This is a genomic window from Thermaurantimonas aggregans (genome assembly GCF_003851885.1).
Taxonomy (GTDB): domain Bacteria; phylum Bacteroidota; class Bacteroidia; order Flavobacteriales; family Schleiferiaceae; genus Thermaurantimonas; species Thermaurantimonas aggregans.
Window position 1 is genome coordinate 22,735 of the sequence record NZ_BHZE01000010.1, and the last position, 18,384, is coordinate 41,118.

Consider the following 18,384-nt stretch of genomic DNA (forward strand, 5'->3'; position numbering starts at 1 on the left):
ATTGCGAAACGTAATTACAAACTTAGGCGCAAAAAGAAAATGTACATACATCGATTCTTAACTATTTCCATAATTTGCACTATAACAGGCCATGCTCAATACTATTCATCGAAAACTTCCTCACAGCTACTTCACGAAATTGAGAAACTTCAGAACACAGCACGAGTGCTGTACGTAGCGGCACATCCCGACGACGAAAACACAAGGCTAATCACTTGGCTCAACAATAGCCAAAAGGCTACTGTGGCCTACCTGTCGCTCACACGGGGGGAGGGAGGTCAAAACCTAATAGGACCGGAACTCGAAGATGCCCTGGGAGTAATCCGCACCCACGAGCTGCTCAAAGCCCGGGAAATCGATGGAGGTTTGCAATTTTTTACACGTGCCCGCGATTTCGGATACTCAAAAAGTATGGAAGAATCGCTTCGCTTGTGGAACGAAGACAGCATCCTGAAGGATGTGGTTCTCATCATACGAAAATTCAAACCTGACATCATCATCAATCGCTTTCCTCCCGACACTCGCGCAGGTCACGGACATCATGCAGCCTCTGCATACCTTGCAATCAAGGCATTTGATCTGGCAGCTGATCCTGAATACGAACCAGAGATGGCCTCCAAATACGGAGTATGGCAAGCTGCGCGCTTGTTTTGGAACACCTCCACCTGGTGGATTAAAGACCTTGACACCACTCAGGTAAGTAATGGTAAACTGCTGAAAATCGAAATCGGAGACTATTATCCTTACCTCGGAGCAGAAACAGGTGAACTTGCTGCTTACTCGCGCAGCCAACACAAGAGCCAGGGTTTCGGAATCCCGGCTTCACGGGGGGTATATTCCGAATATCTTCAACTCGAACGCGGCTTACCAGCTTATAAAGACCCATTCGAAAACATACAGACCAGCTATTCTCGCTGGGGTTGTCCTGCCCTCGACAAACAAGTTAAGGCCATAGCCCTTACCTTCAATCACGATAGACCTAACCTTTCTATTTACAAGCTCAACGAATTCAAAAAGGCTGCACAACAATGCGTACCAGAACCTTATCTATCGGAATTGATACGAAAAATCGATGATCTCATTTGGCAATGCAGCGGTGTATATGCTGAAGCAGCTGCCAACAAAAGTTCGGGTACTGAAGGTGATACGCTTCAGCTCACCTTTCAAATGTTCAACAGAATTGGAGAAATGGTTTTTATAAATTCCATAGAAACAACTGATTCTACCTACAAAATCAATCGCCTCATACAGCCGAAACAATCCTTCACATTAAAAATTCCACAACGCATTCTTCGATCTTATTCACAACCATTTTGGCTTAAAAATCCAGAAAAATACCTCTATCTAAGTGATGAACAAAATATCGGTAGAAGCATAGACGAACCACTTTTTTTACCAATTACTGTTGATCTTGAAGGTGCAAAAATTATTAAAAATCTGCCCGTTATCTTTCGAAACAACGACCGTGTAAAAGGGGAAATCATTGAAGAAGTTAATGTATTTCCGCAAATTACAGGAGCCACAGATGTAGATGTACTTTATCGTGTTTTTGACAATACTTTCCATCTTACTTTGGGAATAGAAATTCATAGAAAGATTGATACTACATACCTTCTAATCAGCAAAGAAGATGATGTAGATATTCAACCAGCTATTCACCCTCTTATTAGTCTTCAGGAAGGAGAAATCAAAGAGCTATCCATACGTGGAAATATAGAAAAAAATCAAATCGCATCTATTAAATTTTTCTACTATTCAGAGCATGACAGTATTGAATTAATGTCGTATAAAAAAATATCACATGATCATATAGGGAAAAAGGTATTTTTTAAACCCATAACAGTACAAATATTTTCGGTAGAAAATGAAAAAGTAAAACCTCTAAAAATTGGGTATATATCAGGTTCGGGCGATGATATTAAATCCATTTTGAAAAACACTGGTTTTCATGTAGAAGACATCCAACTTCAAAATGTCACAGCTGAAGATTTAAAAAAGTACGATGCAATCGTTTGCGGAATAAGAAGCTATAACACATCACCTGTACTTGCAAAAGAGCATCAAAAACTACTCGAATACACTAAAAATGGGGGAACTTTTATTGTACTCTATCAAACGAATGGTTCTGATTTAAAGGTAAAAAACATCGGACCCTATCCATTTACTATCGGTCGAGGAAGAGTGACTGAAGAAGACGCAACTCCTACTATTATAATCCCCAATCATAAAGTACTGAAATATCCGTATGAAATCACTAAAGATGATTTAACAAGTTGGCACCAAGAAATAGGGCTTTATTTCGCTGAAAATATTTCATCACATTATGAAACCCCTCTTGCGTGGGCCGATACAAATGAACAGCCACAATCTGGTGGACTCATCATCGGAAAATATGGTGAGGGGGTTTTTGTATATACTGGTTTAAGTTTCTTCCGACAATTGCCAGCCGGCAACGCAGGTGCTTTTAAACTTTTTATAAATATTCTACATTTAAATCAGTAGACTTTTTTAGCAAGAAAAGCAGAGATATTTTCTACTCTAAGGGAAATATATTTTTTATCCATATTCCAAATGAAAATCTTTAGTCGATTTGCATCAATAGATCGAATGAATTGATCAAATGAATTCCGCTCCAAAAAGTGATCAATAGGTACCGAAAAAAATGCAATAATCGAATCTTGTTTTTCAAAACTCATGCACAGGCCAACATTCGATAGATCACCAGAAAATTGTGTAAAATCAAAAGAAATGTGAAGGATGTTTTTTTCATCTATTCTTGCTTTTTGATTCAACTCCAAATTACAGATATCTACAAATTCAGAATTGCCTTGAATTAACATACTCTCAGGTATAGGTATAGAAAAAGCATTGAGATATTTTGCTGCTTTAATACTGTCTAGTACTCGCTCTGATTGTTCCTTGCTCTTATCTATTCTTAAAAAAATATATACTTCATATGCACGCTCATTAAGCGTTTTCTCTTCTACAATAGGCGAAAAGTAATTTATTAATTGAAAAAATGGATTTTTCATAAATACTTCAAGCTGCAAACCTCCTTCAATGGGAGCGTATCTAGTATCATAAACAATCACATCACCAATTTTTGTATCTCTTTCAGGATACTTTTTGTTTATTATTCCCTCTCTGATACGTGAAGTATCGTATGGATTAAGATTTAAATAAAAAGGCACAAATACATCGAAATAAAATATCTTTTTCTTGAAATATTCCTCACCTTTAATCCAATTCAATGCTGAGATCAATACCTTATCAGATTCGTTGAATTTATATGGGATAGGAAGTTGAATCCAAGGTTGAATAACTTGTGCTACTACTATAATGAAAAAAAAGATTAAGTACCTTGAGAATTTTCGTTTAAAAAAAGAAATCTCAAAGACACTTGAATCAATAAAGTTTAAACCGATCATTCCACTTGCAGCAGCCAAGGGCAATACAGGAACCAAAACACGTATCAATCCAAGAGAAGATTTATTGCCCATCCAGTAGGCTACAGAATGAGCTGTGAACAGGGCGAGCCAAAAAAAGTGTATTAAAACGAAGATGTATTTTGTTTCTCTTTCTGTAATTTTATTAGATACTAATTGATAAAATGTAACCATTAATCCAATGAGAGAAAATACCAGTAAAGGCCATCCAAAAATTTCAGGTGATTTAAGAAGAAAATGAAAAGGAGAGCCGGATCCGTAAACATCCGATGCCCCGGCATAAGGATTATGAGTGATGAGCCAAAAAAGATCGTTGTAAACAAAGTATCCGATAAAAGAATAAACGACTGGAAACAGAAATATTAAGAAAATTTCTAAGTATTTCCCCAGGAGTAAAAAATAGATAATAATAAGTGGATAAAAGATGTAGGTTTCGGTTCTGACGAGCACAAGTGAAGAGAAAACGATAGCGGCTAAGGAATACCTTTTTTTAACAAGTAAAAGCAAGGAAAAAGTAAGCAAAAAGGCTGCTAAAACTTCGGTCATAGCAGACATTAGTAGAACAAAATAAATAGGAGAAAACAAAAGAAAAATTAAAGCTAGATATTGGGCTTTAATCCGAAGCTCTTTTAAAAGCTCATTTAAAACGAAAAGAGTAAAAACACCAATGAGAATATTAAACAAGACAATTCCCTTTATGCCCCACTGAGCAAAAGGCGAAGTCAGCAGTGTGAAAATTGGTTTACCCCAATGATCTAAAAAAAGTTTGGGATACAACCATGAATATTTTGAAATAAAATAGTGGGCATAATTGTCACGGCCTCCTTCATAAACTTCAAAGTGTGAGGAGTAAAGAAAAAGCGAAAGAGAAATGCCTATGAATAAAAGAAGATTAAGGGCTTTTTTGATCTTTTTTGATTTTATGCACAAAGAAAAACAGCTTGGTCGATATTTTTTTATCTTTCTAAAGTGTTTTTTGATATTTTCAAAAACGGAAGATGATGAACAAGGAGTTTTACAGCAAAATTTTCCTCACGAATTACTGTAAACAAGCAACTTACAACGGTTTCGTTTTAGGATTTCTGAAGTGGACAATATTTTCTAAAGTGTACGACTGTTGTTGTACTTTTGCCAAGCTACAAAGGTTTTTATCGCGCTTTTAGCTCAGCTGGTTTAGAGCGCTGCCTTGACAGGGCAGAGGTCACTGGTTCGAACCCAGTAAAGCGCACTTTTACATCAGGAGTTAACAACCTTTTAGGTTTGTAATGTTCTTTTGGAACAGAATATTTGCAGCCCCGAAACGGCGAGGTAGCTCAGTCGGTTAGAGCGCAGGATTCATAACCCTGAGGTCACGGGTTCAACTCCCGTCCTCGCTACCATAGAAGCAACTCCCGGCCTTATGGTCGGGTTTTTTTGTTTTTAGTCCATCGAGACCATCAAGGCTCTCTATGCAAAAGTTCATTTTCTGGTTTTTTATCTGTTTTCGCTTTTCGGGTATCTATCACGTGCGTAATCCACAACAGTGCGGTGTGATAATTGGTCACATCACCCGGAGTTTGTCCTTGCACCCATCGGAGCATGTAGCCAAACTGAACAGTCGCATAGGGCAACTGATAGCCTAAGTTGATCCAACTGCGATTTTGGTCGAAGTAATTCCAAACGATGTTTTTTCCGAAATTGAACAGAATTTCATTGTTAACTGAAAAGAAAGGCTTGTAGTCGCCCAAACTTCTTCCCACCAAAGGGAAGCGAAGGCTTGACATAAAGCGTAGGCGGTGATATGCTGTCCAGGAATGGTTGTGGATTTCGCCTGCAAACACCGATTGTCGTATGCGGTAGTCATATCGGATGCGGTGATTAAACTGAGCTGCCTCACCGATCTTAAAATTAAAGACCAATTGTCCCCATGGGCGGTGTTCGCTTCTCGCGAGCAAACCATCCACCCGTGGTGCTGCATTGAGGAAGGCATATCCGGCTGTACCCACTACTTGTGGGGTAAAATGCCAAGACAAACCTGTACGATAAATGAAAAACGACTCCGGCACATAGTGCAGGTCGTTCCAAACGGATATTCGGTCAGAAACTTTGATGCTCGATATGTAGCCACCCCAAATGGCAGGTTCGTTGCGAACATTTTTTGTGATTTGCGATAAAAGAATACCGCTTTGAAGCATTAAGAATAAGACTTTTAAAATCTTCATCCAACAAGGAAATTATGGTTCTAAAGGTCGTACATTCTTAAGGATGCAGTACTAACGATTATCAGCATTATACGAATTAAAAAAAGTGCAATAAGAAATTGAGAATAGTTCAAATAGTTTTACAGAGTACCCTTCAATGGTTTAAAATTCTTTGTATTTCATCCATTTTCATGTAAAAGAACATGTAAAAGAATACTCCGATACAAGTTGCATTAGAGGATATCAAACAGCTTTAAAATACTTATTGAGAGTATAAATATCAGCACATAGCGGGTAATATTTGTGGCTTTGGGGTGATAGAGAAAATACCGGGTTGAAAGGATAGAACCGATGGACTGACCTAAAGCAAGTACTAGCCCTGAGGGCCAATGTATCTGTCCGTAAGCAATAAACATCATAAAGGCCGGTAAAGAAAGCACTACAGCCATTACCAATTTGATGATATTGGAATCTTTCAGGCTTAACTGCATGGATAATACCATGATAGCCAGCATCATAATGCCTACACCCATTTGAATAAATCCGGTGTAAACTCCTATGAGGAAGAACCACACATAGTTAACCCATGTATGAATAGGTCTTTTAGGATCGGTATTGCGCTTCCACTTTTTGGGATTCAGTAGAAGGCTCATCAGTATAAAAACCATCAGTATCCCAATAATCTTCTTCAGCAGCGCATCGTTTAAATCCATTACTATATAAGCACCCACAAAACTTCCGAGGAAGGCAGGTAAAAAAAAAGGCACGCTAAGCTGAATCAACCTTTTGGTTCTCAGTGTCTTGCGGATAGCCAGTACTGACGTAATGGTCTGCACCATAGCACCGATACGATTTGTACCGTTAGCCAGGCCAGGGGGCATGCCGGCAAAGATCATTAGACTTAGCGTAATGGCTGAGCCATTGCCTGCGAGTACATTGATCATACCTGTTAGCACTCCTCCTACCAGGTACAAGGCATACATCCACCACTCAGTGTTGAGCAGAGCCTCGTTTTGCATCCGATTGTAGTTGAAGAATCAAAAAATATCCGCTTATCACCACCAAGGTTAAGCAAATCAGAGCCTTAAGCCATTGGCCAAACAGCAAATAGCCCGTACCAAAGAGTACCGAATACGCCAATAAAACTGCCGACAGCCATTTTACAGCGTTTTTCCTCACTTCTGAATTATCAGGCACATGTAGATTCTTAGGCCAAATACCTGCAGGCTGAACTTTCAGACAAAATTCCCTTATTACTTGATAATCAGTGGGTTTTGATAGTAATGCGACCGCGAGCCAGACGGTCATAGTGCCCAACACTACGATGTAAAAAGTTCCGTTTTGATGTACAAAATTTTCACCCAAAGCAGGCTCAATCCAGATTTTACTGATTGCCAGAATCATCAAAGGTACAAGGGTGGCCACGAGCTCTGTGGCAGCATTGATGCGCCACCAATACCAACGCAATATTAATACTGAACCCAACCCGGCCCCGGCCTGGATGAGAAACTGAGCAGCCTTGTCAATGGTATCGATGTAAAAAGACACGATACCACCGACAACCATTATCAGTATAGTAAAAATTCGACCAACCACTACCGGCTCTTTTTGATTGTTCATTTCAACTTTTTTCCAGAGCAAATAAAGGTCGTTGGTCAGGTAGCCACTACCCCAATTGAGTTGTGTGGAAATGGTACTCATGTAAGCCGAAATGAAGACGAGCAACATCAGCCCCCTGATGCCCGTAGGCATGTAGTCGCGTATAAGGCGAATGTATGCATTGCCGGCTTCATGGTCGGTCAGGCCCGGATAGAGGACCAGTGCTGCAAGGGCTACCACTATCCAGGGCCAGGGCCTGAGGCAATAGTGGGCCAACTGAAAAAAGAGTGATGCTTTCTGAGCATCGGCTTCGGTGCGGGCACTCATCATGCGCTGCGAAATATAGCCCCCTCCACCTGGTTCGGCTCCGGGATACCAACTGTTCCACCATTGCAAGGCAACAAAAGAGAAAAAGGCGCCAAAAGATATTGTCAGCACGTCGCCAGTTTGATTCTCTATTGTAGGAAAAAAGTGAAACCTCCACTCTGGCAGCTTTTCGACAAGGCCGGTAAGGCCGCCAATCTCAGGTAACCGTACAACCAAAACCGCCAACAGGATGCTTCCGGTCATTGCAATTATAAATTGAATCGCATCCGTTACCACTATGCCAATCAAACCTGAAATGGCAGAATAAACTGCTGTATAGACCATCATCACCACCACGACAGCCACACTCCATTCGCGGCTCAATTGAAAAAATTCGCCCACAACCTTGATCATGGCGGCATTTACCCATCCAATAATTACAGCGTTTAGAAAAAGTCCCAGATAGACGGCCTTAAACATGCGCAAAGGCCTCACCAGGGGCCCACTGTAGCGCAAGCTGATAAACTCAGGCTCTGTAAGGATACCTGCCCGGCGCCAGTACTTTGCAAAAAAAAAGGTGGTAAGCATGCCGCCCAGCAGCATATTCCACCAAAGCCAGTTGCCGCTGATACCGTGCTGTACCACTTTTTCGGTGACCCACAAGGGCGTATCAGCTGCAAAGGTGGTAGCTACCATGCTGAGGCCGAGCAACTTCCAACTCACATCTCTGCCACCGAGAAAAAAGCTCTCAATATTGGTAGTGCCTCTTTTTCTGAGCTGCAGGTTAATGAATAAAAAAAAGACTAGGCCGATTCCGGCGATTACATAATCGATGCTGCTCATCTGTCCAGTAATTGATCAGCCCAACGCTTCAGGTCGACTCCGTCAAAGTTGCCGGAAGTCATTATCAGAAAAATGGTATCAGATATTTCCATCGACTTTAATTTTTCCAACACTTCTGATGCATCAGAATAAAAATTTGATACTGCGATGCCAAAAGCCTCTGCCACATCCTCTCTCTTCAATTCGGGCAACCGCTTGTGCGCCACTGCTTTAGGATTAAAATAGACCATGGGAACATCTGCAGCATCCAGCGCGTGAGCATAGTTGGGCAAAAACGACTTACTGAGACTCGAATAAGTGTGAAGCTCGAGTACGGCAATGATTTTTTTTTCTGGAAATGACTCTTTTATCGCATCTAACGTCGCCTTCACTTTACTGGGTGCATGGGCAAAATCGAGGTAAACCTGGGTGTGATGATTACTTCCTAAAAGTTGAAGGCGTTTAGCAGCTCCTTCGAAGGAAGTAATTGCCTCATAAAACTCACGCTCCTGGATACCCATGAGCTGACAGACCCAGCGAGCAGCTTCCAGATTGGCCATGTTGTGTCGGCCAATTACCGATACAGGTAGCAGGCCATCTTCTGTCAATAAATGGAAAACTCCTGAGCGCACTTCGTATGGCGGGGTGAAGTAAGGAACTTTCTTTACGAAATTCTGTGTACTTTCAACTACGTTTTTAAGTTTATCATCTTCAGCAAAATAGATCACCGAAGCTCCCGGCTCGCATTGTTGCATATATTTTCGGAATTGCTCAACATACACCTCTTCTGTAGGAAATACATTGGCGTGATCCCAGGCTATGCCTGTGATGGCCGTAATGTTGGGTCGGTAAAAGTGAAACTTTGGCACGAGCTGAAGGGCTGAAGCTGGATATTCGTCACCTTCGATGAGCATAAACTCGGCTGAATTCGAAAGGCGCACCATTGTATCAAAGCCTTTCACTTGTGCACCAACCAGATAGTCGAAATCCAAGCCTGCGGCACGACACACATGCATCACCATGCTGGTCACGGTAGTTTTGCCATGACTGCCGGCGATCACCACGCGGGTTTTGTTTTTGGAGTGCTCGTACAAATATTCCGGATACGACAGTACCTGAATGCCTAGTTCGCGGGCTCGAGCCAATTCCGGATTATCAGCCCGAGCGTGCATTCCCAGGATTACCAGATCCAAATCAGCTGAAATACGGTCAGGAAACCATCCAATTTCCGGCGGAAGTAAACTAGCATTTTTTAAGCGCGAAAGCGAGGGTTCGAAAATTTCATCATCGCTACCGGATACGGTGTGACCAGCCTGTTGAAGGGCGAGCGCCAGGTTGTGCATGGCGCTACCTCCAATGGCTATCAGGTGTATTTTCATACTGGGAGGTGTTCAAAAAAATGAACGCAAATATAGTCTGACCAAAAACCGAGGAATTAGGTAACTTTATTTTGATGCTTCTCCAAAAAAATTACATTTGAGGAAAATTTAAATTATCATAATATGTCTTTTCTTAAAGAATTCAGAGAGTTTGCCATGCGCGGTAACGTGCTCGACCTGGCTGTAGGTGTGGTCATAGGTGGAGCTTTTGGTAAAATTGTGAGCTCCTTTGTGGGTGATGTGTTGATGCCGCCACTCGGCTTACTGCTAGGTGGTATTGACTTTAAGGATTTTTCACTAACCTTAAAAGAAGCAACTGATAACGCTCCTGCCGTTACGTTGAATTATGGCGCATTCATTCAAAATGTAATTGATTTCACCATCATAGCTTTTGCGATCTTTCTTTTAATAAAAGGCGTAAATCAACTCAAAAGAAAACAAGAAGTCTCTGCACCCGCCCCAGCCGCACCTTCTGAACCATCAAATGAGGAAAAACTCCTGGCTGAAATCCGAGATTTATTGAAAGCTCAAAAAAACTAATTCGCAATTCGCGATTTGCGCAGTATGATCCTCCAATTAAAAACACTTTTGGAAGGTTATTATTCCATCTGAATTTTCTCAAGCGCTTCAGTCAGCTCTTCCCACTGCTGCATGAGTGCCTCAAGCGCTTTTTTGGTAGTTTCGTATTGGTTCAGAAGTTCCACCCCTTTTGAAGTGGCGAATATTTCGGGATTAGTGAGCCTTTCCTCTAATGCCTTAACGAGATGTTCGGAAGCGTGAATTTCGGATTCGATTTTTTCGATTTTTTGCTGAAGCTTCTTTTGCTCATTTTTATTGCTGAATGTTTGTTTTTCTGTAGTTTTTGAAGAAGTTTCTAAAGAAGGTTTTTTGTCCGAAAAGATCGAAGGTTTGCTTTCGTAATCTCTGAAAGTTTCTCTTTGCTTTTCAGCCAAAAAGCTGTCGATGTCACCCAGCCATTCTTTTACAGTACCTCCTTGAAATTCAAAAACTTTTGTAGCCAAACCCTGGAGGAAGTCGCGGTCGTGGCTCACCAGCACGATGGTGCCCTCAAAGTCAAGCAAAGCTTGCTTCAGAACATTTTTACTGGCGATGTCGAGGTGATTGGTAGGTTCATCGAGCACAAGCAAATTCGAAGGCTGAAGCAAGAGCTTACACAGCGCCAATCGACCCCGCTCTCCCCCCGAGAGCACCTTTACTTTTTTGTACACCTCATCGCCTGAAAACATGAAAGCTCCAAGCAAAGACCGAGCGCGTGGTCGCAATTCGTCGGGTGCTGCACTTTCAATGACTTCAAGCAGTGTGCGGTCGGCGTCTTGGGTAAGGTGTTGTTCTTGAGCATAGTAGCCTATTTGTACATTATGACCTATTGTAAGCGTACCCCCACCCTGTAATTCGCCCAATATCATGCGCACCATAGTGGTTTTGCCCTGTCCGTTTTTACCCACAAATGCCACCCGCTCACCGCGCTCAATTTCAAAATTCACCTGTTTTAGAACAGTTTTCTCTCCAAAGGCCATCGATACATTTTCAGCCTTCAGCACCACTTTACCACTGCGTGGGGCTGGAGGAAAGCGAAAGTGCATCGTTTTGGTGTCTTCGGTATCGACTTCGATGAGTTCGATTTTATCGAGCCGCTTAATAAGGCTTTGAGCGAAGGAGGCTTTGGTGGCTTTTGCTCGAAATCGGTCGATGAGCTGCTGGGTTTCCTTAATTTCTTTTTCTTGATTTTTGCGCTGCAGCTGCTGATGTTCGATGCGCTCTTTGCGCAGCTCTACAAATTTGGAATATGGCACCGGATAGTCATAAATCTTTCCGCCGGCTATCTCTAGAGTACGGGTAGTTACGTTGTCGAGAAAGGTTTTATCGTGACTGATAAGCAAGAGAGCACGGTCGCTGTTTTTTAAAAAATTTTCGAGCCACAAAATAGACTGTAAGTCGAGGTGATTGGTAGGTTCGTCCATCAGCATTAATTGGTGCGGTTTAAGCAGAATTTTGGCCAATTCCACGCGCATGCGCCATCCACCGCTGAAGGTATCGAGCTGTCGGTCGAGGTCTTCGTCGGTAAAACCCAGACCCTTTAAAATTTTTTCTACCTTGCCTTCAGCTTCATATCCACCAGCTACCTGAAATTCGTGTGTAAGGTCTGATACCCGCTGAATGAGGTGCATGTACTCCTGGCTGTCGTAGTCGGTACGCGTAGCCAGAGCTTCATTAATCAGATCTATTTCGGTTTGAATCTTTCGAATGTCGTCTAAAGCTGTTTCAGCCTCTTGTTTCACAGTTTTTCCTGTGGGCAATGGAAGTATCTGAGGCAGATAACCAATCGAAATGTCACGTGGCTTGGCGACCAGGCCCTGGTGTGGACTTATTTCGCCTGCTATGATTTTGAGCAGAGTTGATTTTCCGGCTCCATTACGGCCTGCCAATCCGATTCTCTCACCGGGATTGATAAGGAAATTTATGTCTTTAAATAGCGTTTTTGAAGGGTATTCGACGGTAAGCTGCTGAATAGAAACCATATTGCAAAAGTATTCCGAACCTGAGAGGCTGATGTACAAACAAATCTGAAAATCTGTTTACATAAATAATAAGTCAAGCACTAATTCAATTTGCTTAAAAAACAAGGTGATTGTACAAGATTAAAATTAAAAATAGTGCAAGAAATTCCAATAAATTCCTTTAGTTTCCCGTTCAAAATAAATACTTTTGACCAAAATTAAACACGATGAAAAAGTCCATTTTTGCTTTTTTCACTGCCTTGATTCTTGCATCATGCAACAGTGAGTTAAAACAAGAAATCGAAACTCTGAAAGCTGAAAAAGCAGAACTCGAACAGCGTGCCCGCGAGCAAGACAGCACCATCGAAAGCTTTACAAACGCCATGCTGGAAATTCAGGAAAATCTCAACGTAATTCGCGAAAAAGAAGGACGCTTGAGGGTAGCCGAAAGTGCTAGTGGCGACCGCTTTGTATCGATGAAAGATGCCGTAATCAGAGATATTCAAGATTTAAACAGCATTATTGAAGAGTCGAAAGCAAAAATCACTCGTTTGAATCAGCAGCTTTCAGCTAGTAAATCTCAAAATTCTCAGCTTACAAAACTGGTAGAATCGCTCAAAAAACAAATCGAAGAACGCGAAGCTACCATCGCAGAACTCACCAAGGCCATTGAAGAGCGCGATGAAACCATTCGTCAACTCACGCGTAAGGTACAGGTAATCACTGAAGAAAGTCAGCGTACCATCAGCGCTAAGGAAGCTGAGCTAAATAAATGCTACTACATCGTAGATACCCGCAGAAATCTGAAAGATAAGGGAATTATTGATAGTCAGGGAGGTTTTCTCGGAATTGGTCGGGTAAAGACTGTTTCCAGTTCGGCTGATCAAGCACTTTTTACTGTTGGTGACATTCGCCAATTAAATCGCATCGACCTCGATGCTAAAGGTGTAAAAATCATATCTGAACATCCGCAGGGCAGCTATTCCATTGAACGTGAAGGCAAACGAATTACGGGTCTGGTCATCAATGATCCGAAAGCCTTCTGGAGCATCACCCGTGTATTAGTAGTAATGGTTGAATAAGCTGAGCCTGAAATCTTATTTTACTTCAACGTAATGTTTCAGATAAACGCCCGTACGAAGTGTCGTATGGGCGTTTATCATGTGTAGCCAACCTGAATTTTTCACCTGAAAAAAGGCTGTGGCCCGCAACCTACAGATCAACTCTTCATGAGCATAAAGGCTGACTCTGCAGAAGTAATTCCCCGGAAATAGGTTCAGTTCCGGTATTCGAACTTGAATCGCGTTTAATCCTCTTCTGAGACTTAGGAACAAAGGCCCCTCAAAGCCGGAATCCAAATGGGTTACAAAGGTGGAGGATTGAGCATCGAAAATATTGATGCGCATCTGAGTAGCTGGTAGGTATTGATTTGCCATCAACTCCACGGTAAGCAGAGCCTCCTGTCCGGTGATGTAGGTAGCATCATTTTTATCCCAAATACAAGAAATCTCTGTTACAAGTCCGCTTTTAAAGATTCCTGACTGCGTCTGCTCTGATTGCAAATAGTTGCTCACTATTCTGCTAAACGGCCCTTTATCGACCATTTTACCTTTCGAAAGCCAGATGGCCTGGTCGCATAGCTGCTCTAACAGATTCATCTGATGGCTTACCACGACCAGTGTTTTGTTGCCTTCTGCACGTACAGCGCGAAGGCGCTCACTACTGCGCTGCTGAAAGGCTGCATCGCCTACGGCAAGTACTTCATCGATGAGCAGTATATCAAACGGCATGTGGATGGCCGTAGCAAATGCAAGCCGCAGGTACATGCCGTGGCTGTAGTATTTCAGCGGTCTATCCGTAAAATCCCCGATATCGGCAAATGCTTCAATTTCAGGCAGCAGATTTCGTATATCGGCTTCGGTAAGCCCTTGAAGGCGACCGTAGAAAAAAATGTTTTCGCGACCTGTAAGCTCCGGGTGAAAACCCGCCCCCAGATCGAGCAACGCAGCTACCCTCCCTCGCGTGCTTACTTTACCTACAGAAGGCCTCAGAATACCTGCAATCAACTTCAGCAAAGTGGACTTACCGCTGCCGTTGCTGCCTATGAGCGCAGTGCTGCTGCCTTTTTGGAGCGTAAGGCTGATATCTGACAAGGCACTAACGCGACTATGGTCGTCGAATTCAAACGACTTTCCGACGCCTTCTACCCGTATGGCCCAATCTGACTCAGATACGCTCAAGTGCATTTTTAGACAATTTTACAAAGACAAATGCAGATACATAGGCAAAGGAAAGTATTGATATAGAGGTTAAAACAATTAATACAGAAGATTCGTGATTTTTTAAAAGATTGATAAACAAAACCGGGGGAAGCCATTCAAGCCATGAAAACGCTTGAAATTCAGCACTATGAATCATGTATAACACAATGAGAAGTAGCTGCCCTTGTATCACAACGGGCACTGCGTGAATCACATCGCGAAACCTGCTGCTTATGGCGCAAAAAATCACCCCCATTGAAAATCCAAAGACCCAAAATAGCTGAAAAACAAACCATTGCAAGGCAATGGATCCTGCTGGTAAATCCAGATACACTCCCAAACCAGTGAGGATAATTGAATACAAAATCCACTCAGGCAGCATCACGACAAGGCGACTTATGGGCATAAAAAGAACCGGCAAGCGGATTTTAAGTAAAAAATGTTTGTTGTTAATCCACAAAGGAGCAATCTGCTGCATTAGCCCGGCACTGAGTATATGACCGCTTAAAACAGTAACCCATTGCGAAAGCTCTTGATCCTTCATGCCAAACCGAGCTTGAAGCAGTAATACCGGCAATAAAAGAAGCACAGCTGGCAGGAGCAGCCATCCCCAACCTAGGTAGGTGCGGATATACCTGATCTTTACATCGCGCCATCCATAGGCTGCTACAGCTCTTCGCACCTCCAATACTTCTTTAATAGCCTGCGGCAGTCCGGTATTTTCAGGCGTATTATGGTATTCTCCAGCTTTCAAAATTTCCGAAATCAGGGGTTATCAGTTGTTTGAGCCGCTTTACCTCATTGGCAAAGATGCTCGATAATTTTTTTCGCACCTCATCAGACAGTGATAAGCCATCACCTCTGTTGTAGGAAGATTTGACTATTTCTCTGTCAGAGAATTTGAATTGTAAAAAATTTTCCAACACATCAAGTCCTTCTTCAGGACGGGAAAAAAAATCTTCATAAACTGCAACAAAGAGCTGATCTCGCCAAAAGTATGTAAGCCATCGGCTAATTTGACTAGCGTATCTCCCCCTTTGGATGTAGCTGTAGTTCTGAAAGCGGGACTCGGGAACGTCGGCCGATGAACCGAGCAATCGAAAGGGTTCAAGCCGAACGGCGGTCAAAAAGCCAAGCCGTTCGATGCCTCTTCGCACATTCATTCGGTACTGAGACCAGGCCCTGTCTACCGGATTGCGAAGCAAGAGGATCAGTTTTGCGTAGGGAAAATGTGTGCACATGCGCTCCGGTACATGTGGATGAAACAGGTACATCGGACTGGCCTCAAGCAGGAGGGTTCCCTCCTTTTTTTCAAACCGGGATAAGTAAAAATCAATTCCTTTGGTATGCGAAAAATCAAAGTAGTGAAGCTCCTTTTCTACCGAAGGCACTATGCCGGGCTGCACCTTCAACCATTCAAATAAAGTGGAAGTGCCGCTTTTCTGCGCACCAATGATAACAGCAAGTTGCTTTTCATTCATTTATATCAAAGCTTTCAGCTCTGATACAAATCGCTCAGCCAGCGTATCGGCTTCTTTTTGCGAACGGGCTTCGGTGTAAATGCGGATGATAGGCTCTGTGTTTGACCGGCGCAGGTGTACCCAGCTGTCGGCGAAGTCTATTTTCACTCCATCGATCGTAGTCAGGCGTTCGCCCTGGTATTTTTCTTCCACTTTTTTCAATAGGGCTGCTGTGTCCATACCCGGCTGCAGCTCGATTTTATTTTTACTCATGTAGTAGGCAGGGTATTTCGCCCTGAGCTGCGAAAGTGTGAGGCCTGTTTTGGCCAAATGAGTAAGAATCAGAGCTATGCCCGCCAAGGCATCGCGACCATAGTGAAAGTCAGGCCAGATAACGCCACCATTGCCTTCACCGCCAATGCGGGCACCGACGGCTTTCATTTTTTCCACCACATTCACCTCACCTACGGCTGCAGCATGGTATTCAGCCTTGTAAGCATGGGTAAGATCGGCCAAAGCACGCGATGAAGACAGATTTGATACCGTTGGCCCGCTCTTGAGTGAGAGCAGATAATCGGCTACAGCGACCAAAGTATATTCTTCGCCAAACATTTCGCCATTTTCATCAATCAGCGCCAGTCGATCCACATCCGGATCTACCACAATTCCCAAGTCGCATTTCTCGGTCTTCACCAGCTGCATGATGTCGCCCAAATGCTCTTTCAGGGGCTCCGGATTGTGAGCAAACCAGCCTGTTGGCTCACAGTGAAGTTTTTTGATGTTTTTTACACCCAATGCTTCCAACAATTTTGGAATCGCTAGACCACCAGTGCTGTTTACAGCATCCACAGCTACTGTAAATCCTGCCTTTGCTATGGCTACGGTATCTATCTCCGGCCGCTCCAGCAGAGCAGCAATGTGGTCTTCTATCGCTTGTGTATAGGTGTGAACTTTTCCGAGCGCATGTACATCGGCAAAGGCAAAATCACGCGCCTTGATCATAGCTAACAATTCGTTGCCATCAGCCGCGCTGATAAACTCGCCCTTATTGTTTAAGAGTTTTAAAGCATTCCAAATCACGGGATTGTGCGAAGCGGTGATGATGATTCCCCCATCCGCTTTCTGCTTGGGCACGGCTACTTCGACTGTGGGTGTAGTACTAAGACCCAGGTCTATGACGTCGATACCGCTACCCACAAGGGTATTAATCACCAAAGCAGACACCATTTCGCCTGATGGACGGGCATCCCTACCTATCACCACCCGAGGTGCCTGGTCGCCGGTTTGCTTTTTGAGCCATTGGCCATAGGCCGAAGCAAACGCCACAATATCAACGGGGGTCAGATTTTCGCCAGGCCGACCACCGATGGTGCCCCGCACGCCGGAGATGGATACTATTAATGCCATATGGGAGAATATTGTATTTTTCTGGTAATAAATGTGTTGTCTTTTTTAATCAAAAGAAGATAAACACCCGTTGGCACATGCATCGGAATACTGTGGTGGGGGCCGAAAAAGTGCTCAGAGCGCAATATGCGTCCCTGTATGTCTGTCAATTGCACCTCTACCCTGCCCTGATTGTCAGGCAGACGAAGGTGCACCATGCCGGTGCTCTGCCAAATCACCAGATCGCGCAAAGGATTTTCTATTATGCTAAAAAAGCGGTTGGTATTAATAGGCGTATCTGGAGTAAGCTGTACGGCAAATTCTTTGAGCGTCACCGATTTTCCGTCGTTGCCTACATCTACCTTGGCCCAGCCGTAGTGTGTGTTGCCATTTTTGCGAAGGGCAAATCCCAAAAATTCGTCAGTAGCCCCGCCGTTCCACGGGTCGTTAAAGAGAAACTGCCCGTTGCGTACGAAGGACATCCCACCTTCGATTTCCGGATTCAAAAAGGGAGTTTCCGGACCGATAAATTCGTTGAAACCAAACCTACTGGCATAGGGAAACACGGTAGGCGTAGTGCCCGCTACCCGATGACCTTGCTGACCAAGAGGCGTCACCGAGATGACATCGTACACGGCATTATTCTCTGTCCGATTAAACTGTGTGCGAATCGCATAATCAGGCACTGTATCCTGATCTAAGTCAATAAGCAACAACGTATCGCTGGTGATGACATTGGGTGTGACGACAGTGTGAAGAATTTGCGCCTGTAAACCGGCAAAAAACAGAATAGCTCCTGCGACTAAGTATATTCTCAACGTTTGAAATTTTGGAACAAAAGTACAGTGAAAGGCCATTTACCTAACCAATAAGTAGGTAATAGACTTTACCACAATCAAATTGCTTTTAGATTAAAACTAAATTTTTTACACCAAATTATGAGCTACTACGAAAGACTAAAACAAAATTTTCAATAAACTCAAAAATCAAGTAGCAAGAAAATCTAATTCAAAAAAAACAGCTCAA

The 18,384-nt window shown here is 43.0% G+C and carries 14 protein-coding genes and 2 tRNA genes; 5 read left to right on the forward strand and 11 right to left on the reverse strand.

The window, feature by feature from the left end; translation table 11 throughout:
* Positions 1-39 precede the first annotated feature (39 nt).
* Positions 40-2,502 (forward strand): PIG-L family deacetylase, encoded by a 2,463-nt coding sequence (locus EIP89_RS06155; protein WP_124397796.1) that lies wholly within the window; start codon positions 40-42, stop codon positions 2,500-2,502.
* Here EIP89_RS06155 and EIP89_RS06160 read toward each other — a convergent pair.
* Positions 2,496-4,376, reverse strand: a complete 1,881-nt coding sequence (locus EIP89_RS06160) for a hypothetical protein (RefSeq protein ID WP_148086789.1) — start codon at positions 4,374-4,376, stop codon at positions 2,496-2,498. The two genes, EIP89_RS06155 and EIP89_RS06160, sit on opposite strands and share 7 nt — an antisense overlap.
* A 223-nt stretch (positions 4,377-4,599) precedes the next feature.
* On the opposite strand from EIP89_RS06160, the gene EIP89_RS06165 reads away from it, so the two are divergent.
* Both EIP89_RS06165 and EIP89_RS06170 read left to right on the forward strand, forming a co-directional pair.
* Positions 4,600-4,674, forward strand: a tRNA-Val gene (locus EIP89_RS06165).
* Positions 4,675-4,748: 74 nt separating this feature from the next.
* Positions 4,749-4,825 (forward strand) — tRNA-Met (locus EIP89_RS06170).
* Positions 4,826-4,882: 57 nt separating this feature from the next.
* Here the strand turns inward: EIP89_RS06170 and EIP89_RS06175 are convergent.
* The 4 genes from EIP89_RS06175 to EIP89_RS06190 form a co-directional block, all read right to left on the reverse strand.
* Positions 4,883-5,620 (reverse strand): DUF2490 domain-containing protein, encoded by a 738-nt coding sequence (locus EIP89_RS06175; RefSeq protein ID WP_160160539.1) that lies wholly within the window; start codon positions 5,618-5,620, stop codon positions 4,883-4,885.
* 239 nt (positions 5,621-5,859) lie between these two features.
* On the reverse strand, positions 5,860-6,645 hold the full coding sequence (locus tag EIP89_RS06180) for a sulfite exporter TauE/SafE family protein (RefSeq protein ID WP_124397799.1): 786 nt from the start codon (positions 6,643-6,645) through the stop codon (positions 5,860-5,862).
* Positions 6,617-8,374: a sodium:solute symporter family protein gene (locus EIP89_RS06185; protein WP_124397800.1), complete on the reverse strand. Its 1,758-nt coding sequence runs from the start codon at positions 8,372-8,374 to the stop codon at positions 6,617-6,619. Before EIP89_RS06185 ends, EIP89_RS06180 begins: the two co-directional genes overlap by 29 nt.
* Positions 8,371-9,732, reverse strand: a complete 1,362-nt coding sequence (locus tag EIP89_RS06190) for a UDP-N-acetylmuramate--L-alanine ligase (RefSeq protein ID WP_124397801.1) — start codon at positions 9,730-9,732, stop codon at positions 8,371-8,373. The genes EIP89_RS06185 and EIP89_RS06190 overlap by 4 nt, the downstream gene beginning before the upstream one ends.
* Positions 9,733-9,855: 123 nt before the next feature.
* Here EIP89_RS06190 and mscL point away from each other — a divergent pair, with 123 nt between their 5' ends.
* A complete protein-coding gene (gene mscL / locus EIP89_RS06195) occupies positions 9,856-10,272 on the forward strand; it encodes a large-conductance mechanosensitive channel protein MscL (protein WP_124397802.1) in 417 nt (138 codons plus the stop codon).
* Between the two features lie 59 nt (positions 10,273-10,331).
* On the opposite strand, the gene EIP89_RS06200 is transcribed toward mscL, so the two are convergent.
* Positions 10,332-12,272 (reverse strand): ABC-F family ATP-binding cassette domain-containing protein, encoded by a 1,941-nt coding sequence (locus EIP89_RS06200; RefSeq protein WP_124397854.1) that lies wholly within the window; start codon positions 12,270-12,272, stop codon positions 10,332-10,334.
* A 206-nt stretch (positions 12,273-12,478) separates the two neighbouring features.
* Here EIP89_RS06200 and EIP89_RS06205 point away from each other — a divergent pair, with 206 nt between their 5' ends.
* Positions 12,479-13,333 (forward strand): Cbp1 family collagen-binding glycoprotein adhesin, encoded by an 855-nt coding sequence (locus EIP89_RS06205; RefSeq protein ID WP_124397803.1) that lies wholly within the window; start codon positions 12,479-12,481, stop codon positions 13,331-13,333.
* Between the two features lie 15 nt (positions 13,334-13,348).
* Here EIP89_RS06205 and EIP89_RS06210 read toward each other — a convergent pair whose 3' ends face one another.
* The 5 genes from EIP89_RS06210 to EIP89_RS06230 are packed head-to-tail and all read right to left on the reverse strand — an operon-like array spanning position 13,349 to position 18,176.
* The gene (locus EIP89_RS06210; RefSeq protein ID WP_124397804.1) at positions 13,349-14,497 is read right to left on the reverse strand and encodes an ABC transporter ATP-binding protein; all 1,149 of its coding nucleotides are present in this window, start codon (positions 14,495-14,497) and stop codon (positions 13,349-13,351) included.
* Entirely contained in the window at positions 14,478-15,266 is a 789-nt protein-coding gene (locus tag EIP89_RS06215; protein ID WP_124397805.1) for a hypothetical protein, read from the reverse strand. Before EIP89_RS06215 ends, EIP89_RS06210 begins: the two co-directional genes overlap by 20 nt.
* Positions 15,244-15,993: a sulfotransferase domain-containing protein gene (locus EIP89_RS06220; RefSeq protein ID WP_124397806.1), complete on the reverse strand. Its 750-nt coding sequence runs from the start codon at positions 15,991-15,993 to the stop codon at positions 15,244-15,246. Before EIP89_RS06220 ends, EIP89_RS06215 begins: the two co-directional genes overlap by 23 nt.
* A complete protein-coding gene (gene glmM / locus EIP89_RS06225) occupies positions 15,994-17,379 on the reverse strand; it encodes a phosphoglucosamine mutase (RefSeq protein ID WP_124397807.1) in 1,386 nt (461 codons plus the stop codon).
* Positions 17,370-18,176 (reverse strand): T9SS type A sorting domain-containing protein, encoded by an 807-nt coding sequence (locus EIP89_RS06230; protein ID WP_160160540.1) that lies wholly within the window; start codon positions 18,174-18,176, stop codon positions 17,370-17,372. The genes glmM and EIP89_RS06230 overlap by 10 nt, the downstream gene beginning before the upstream one ends.
* Between the last annotated feature and the right edge of the window lie 208 nt (positions 18,177-18,384).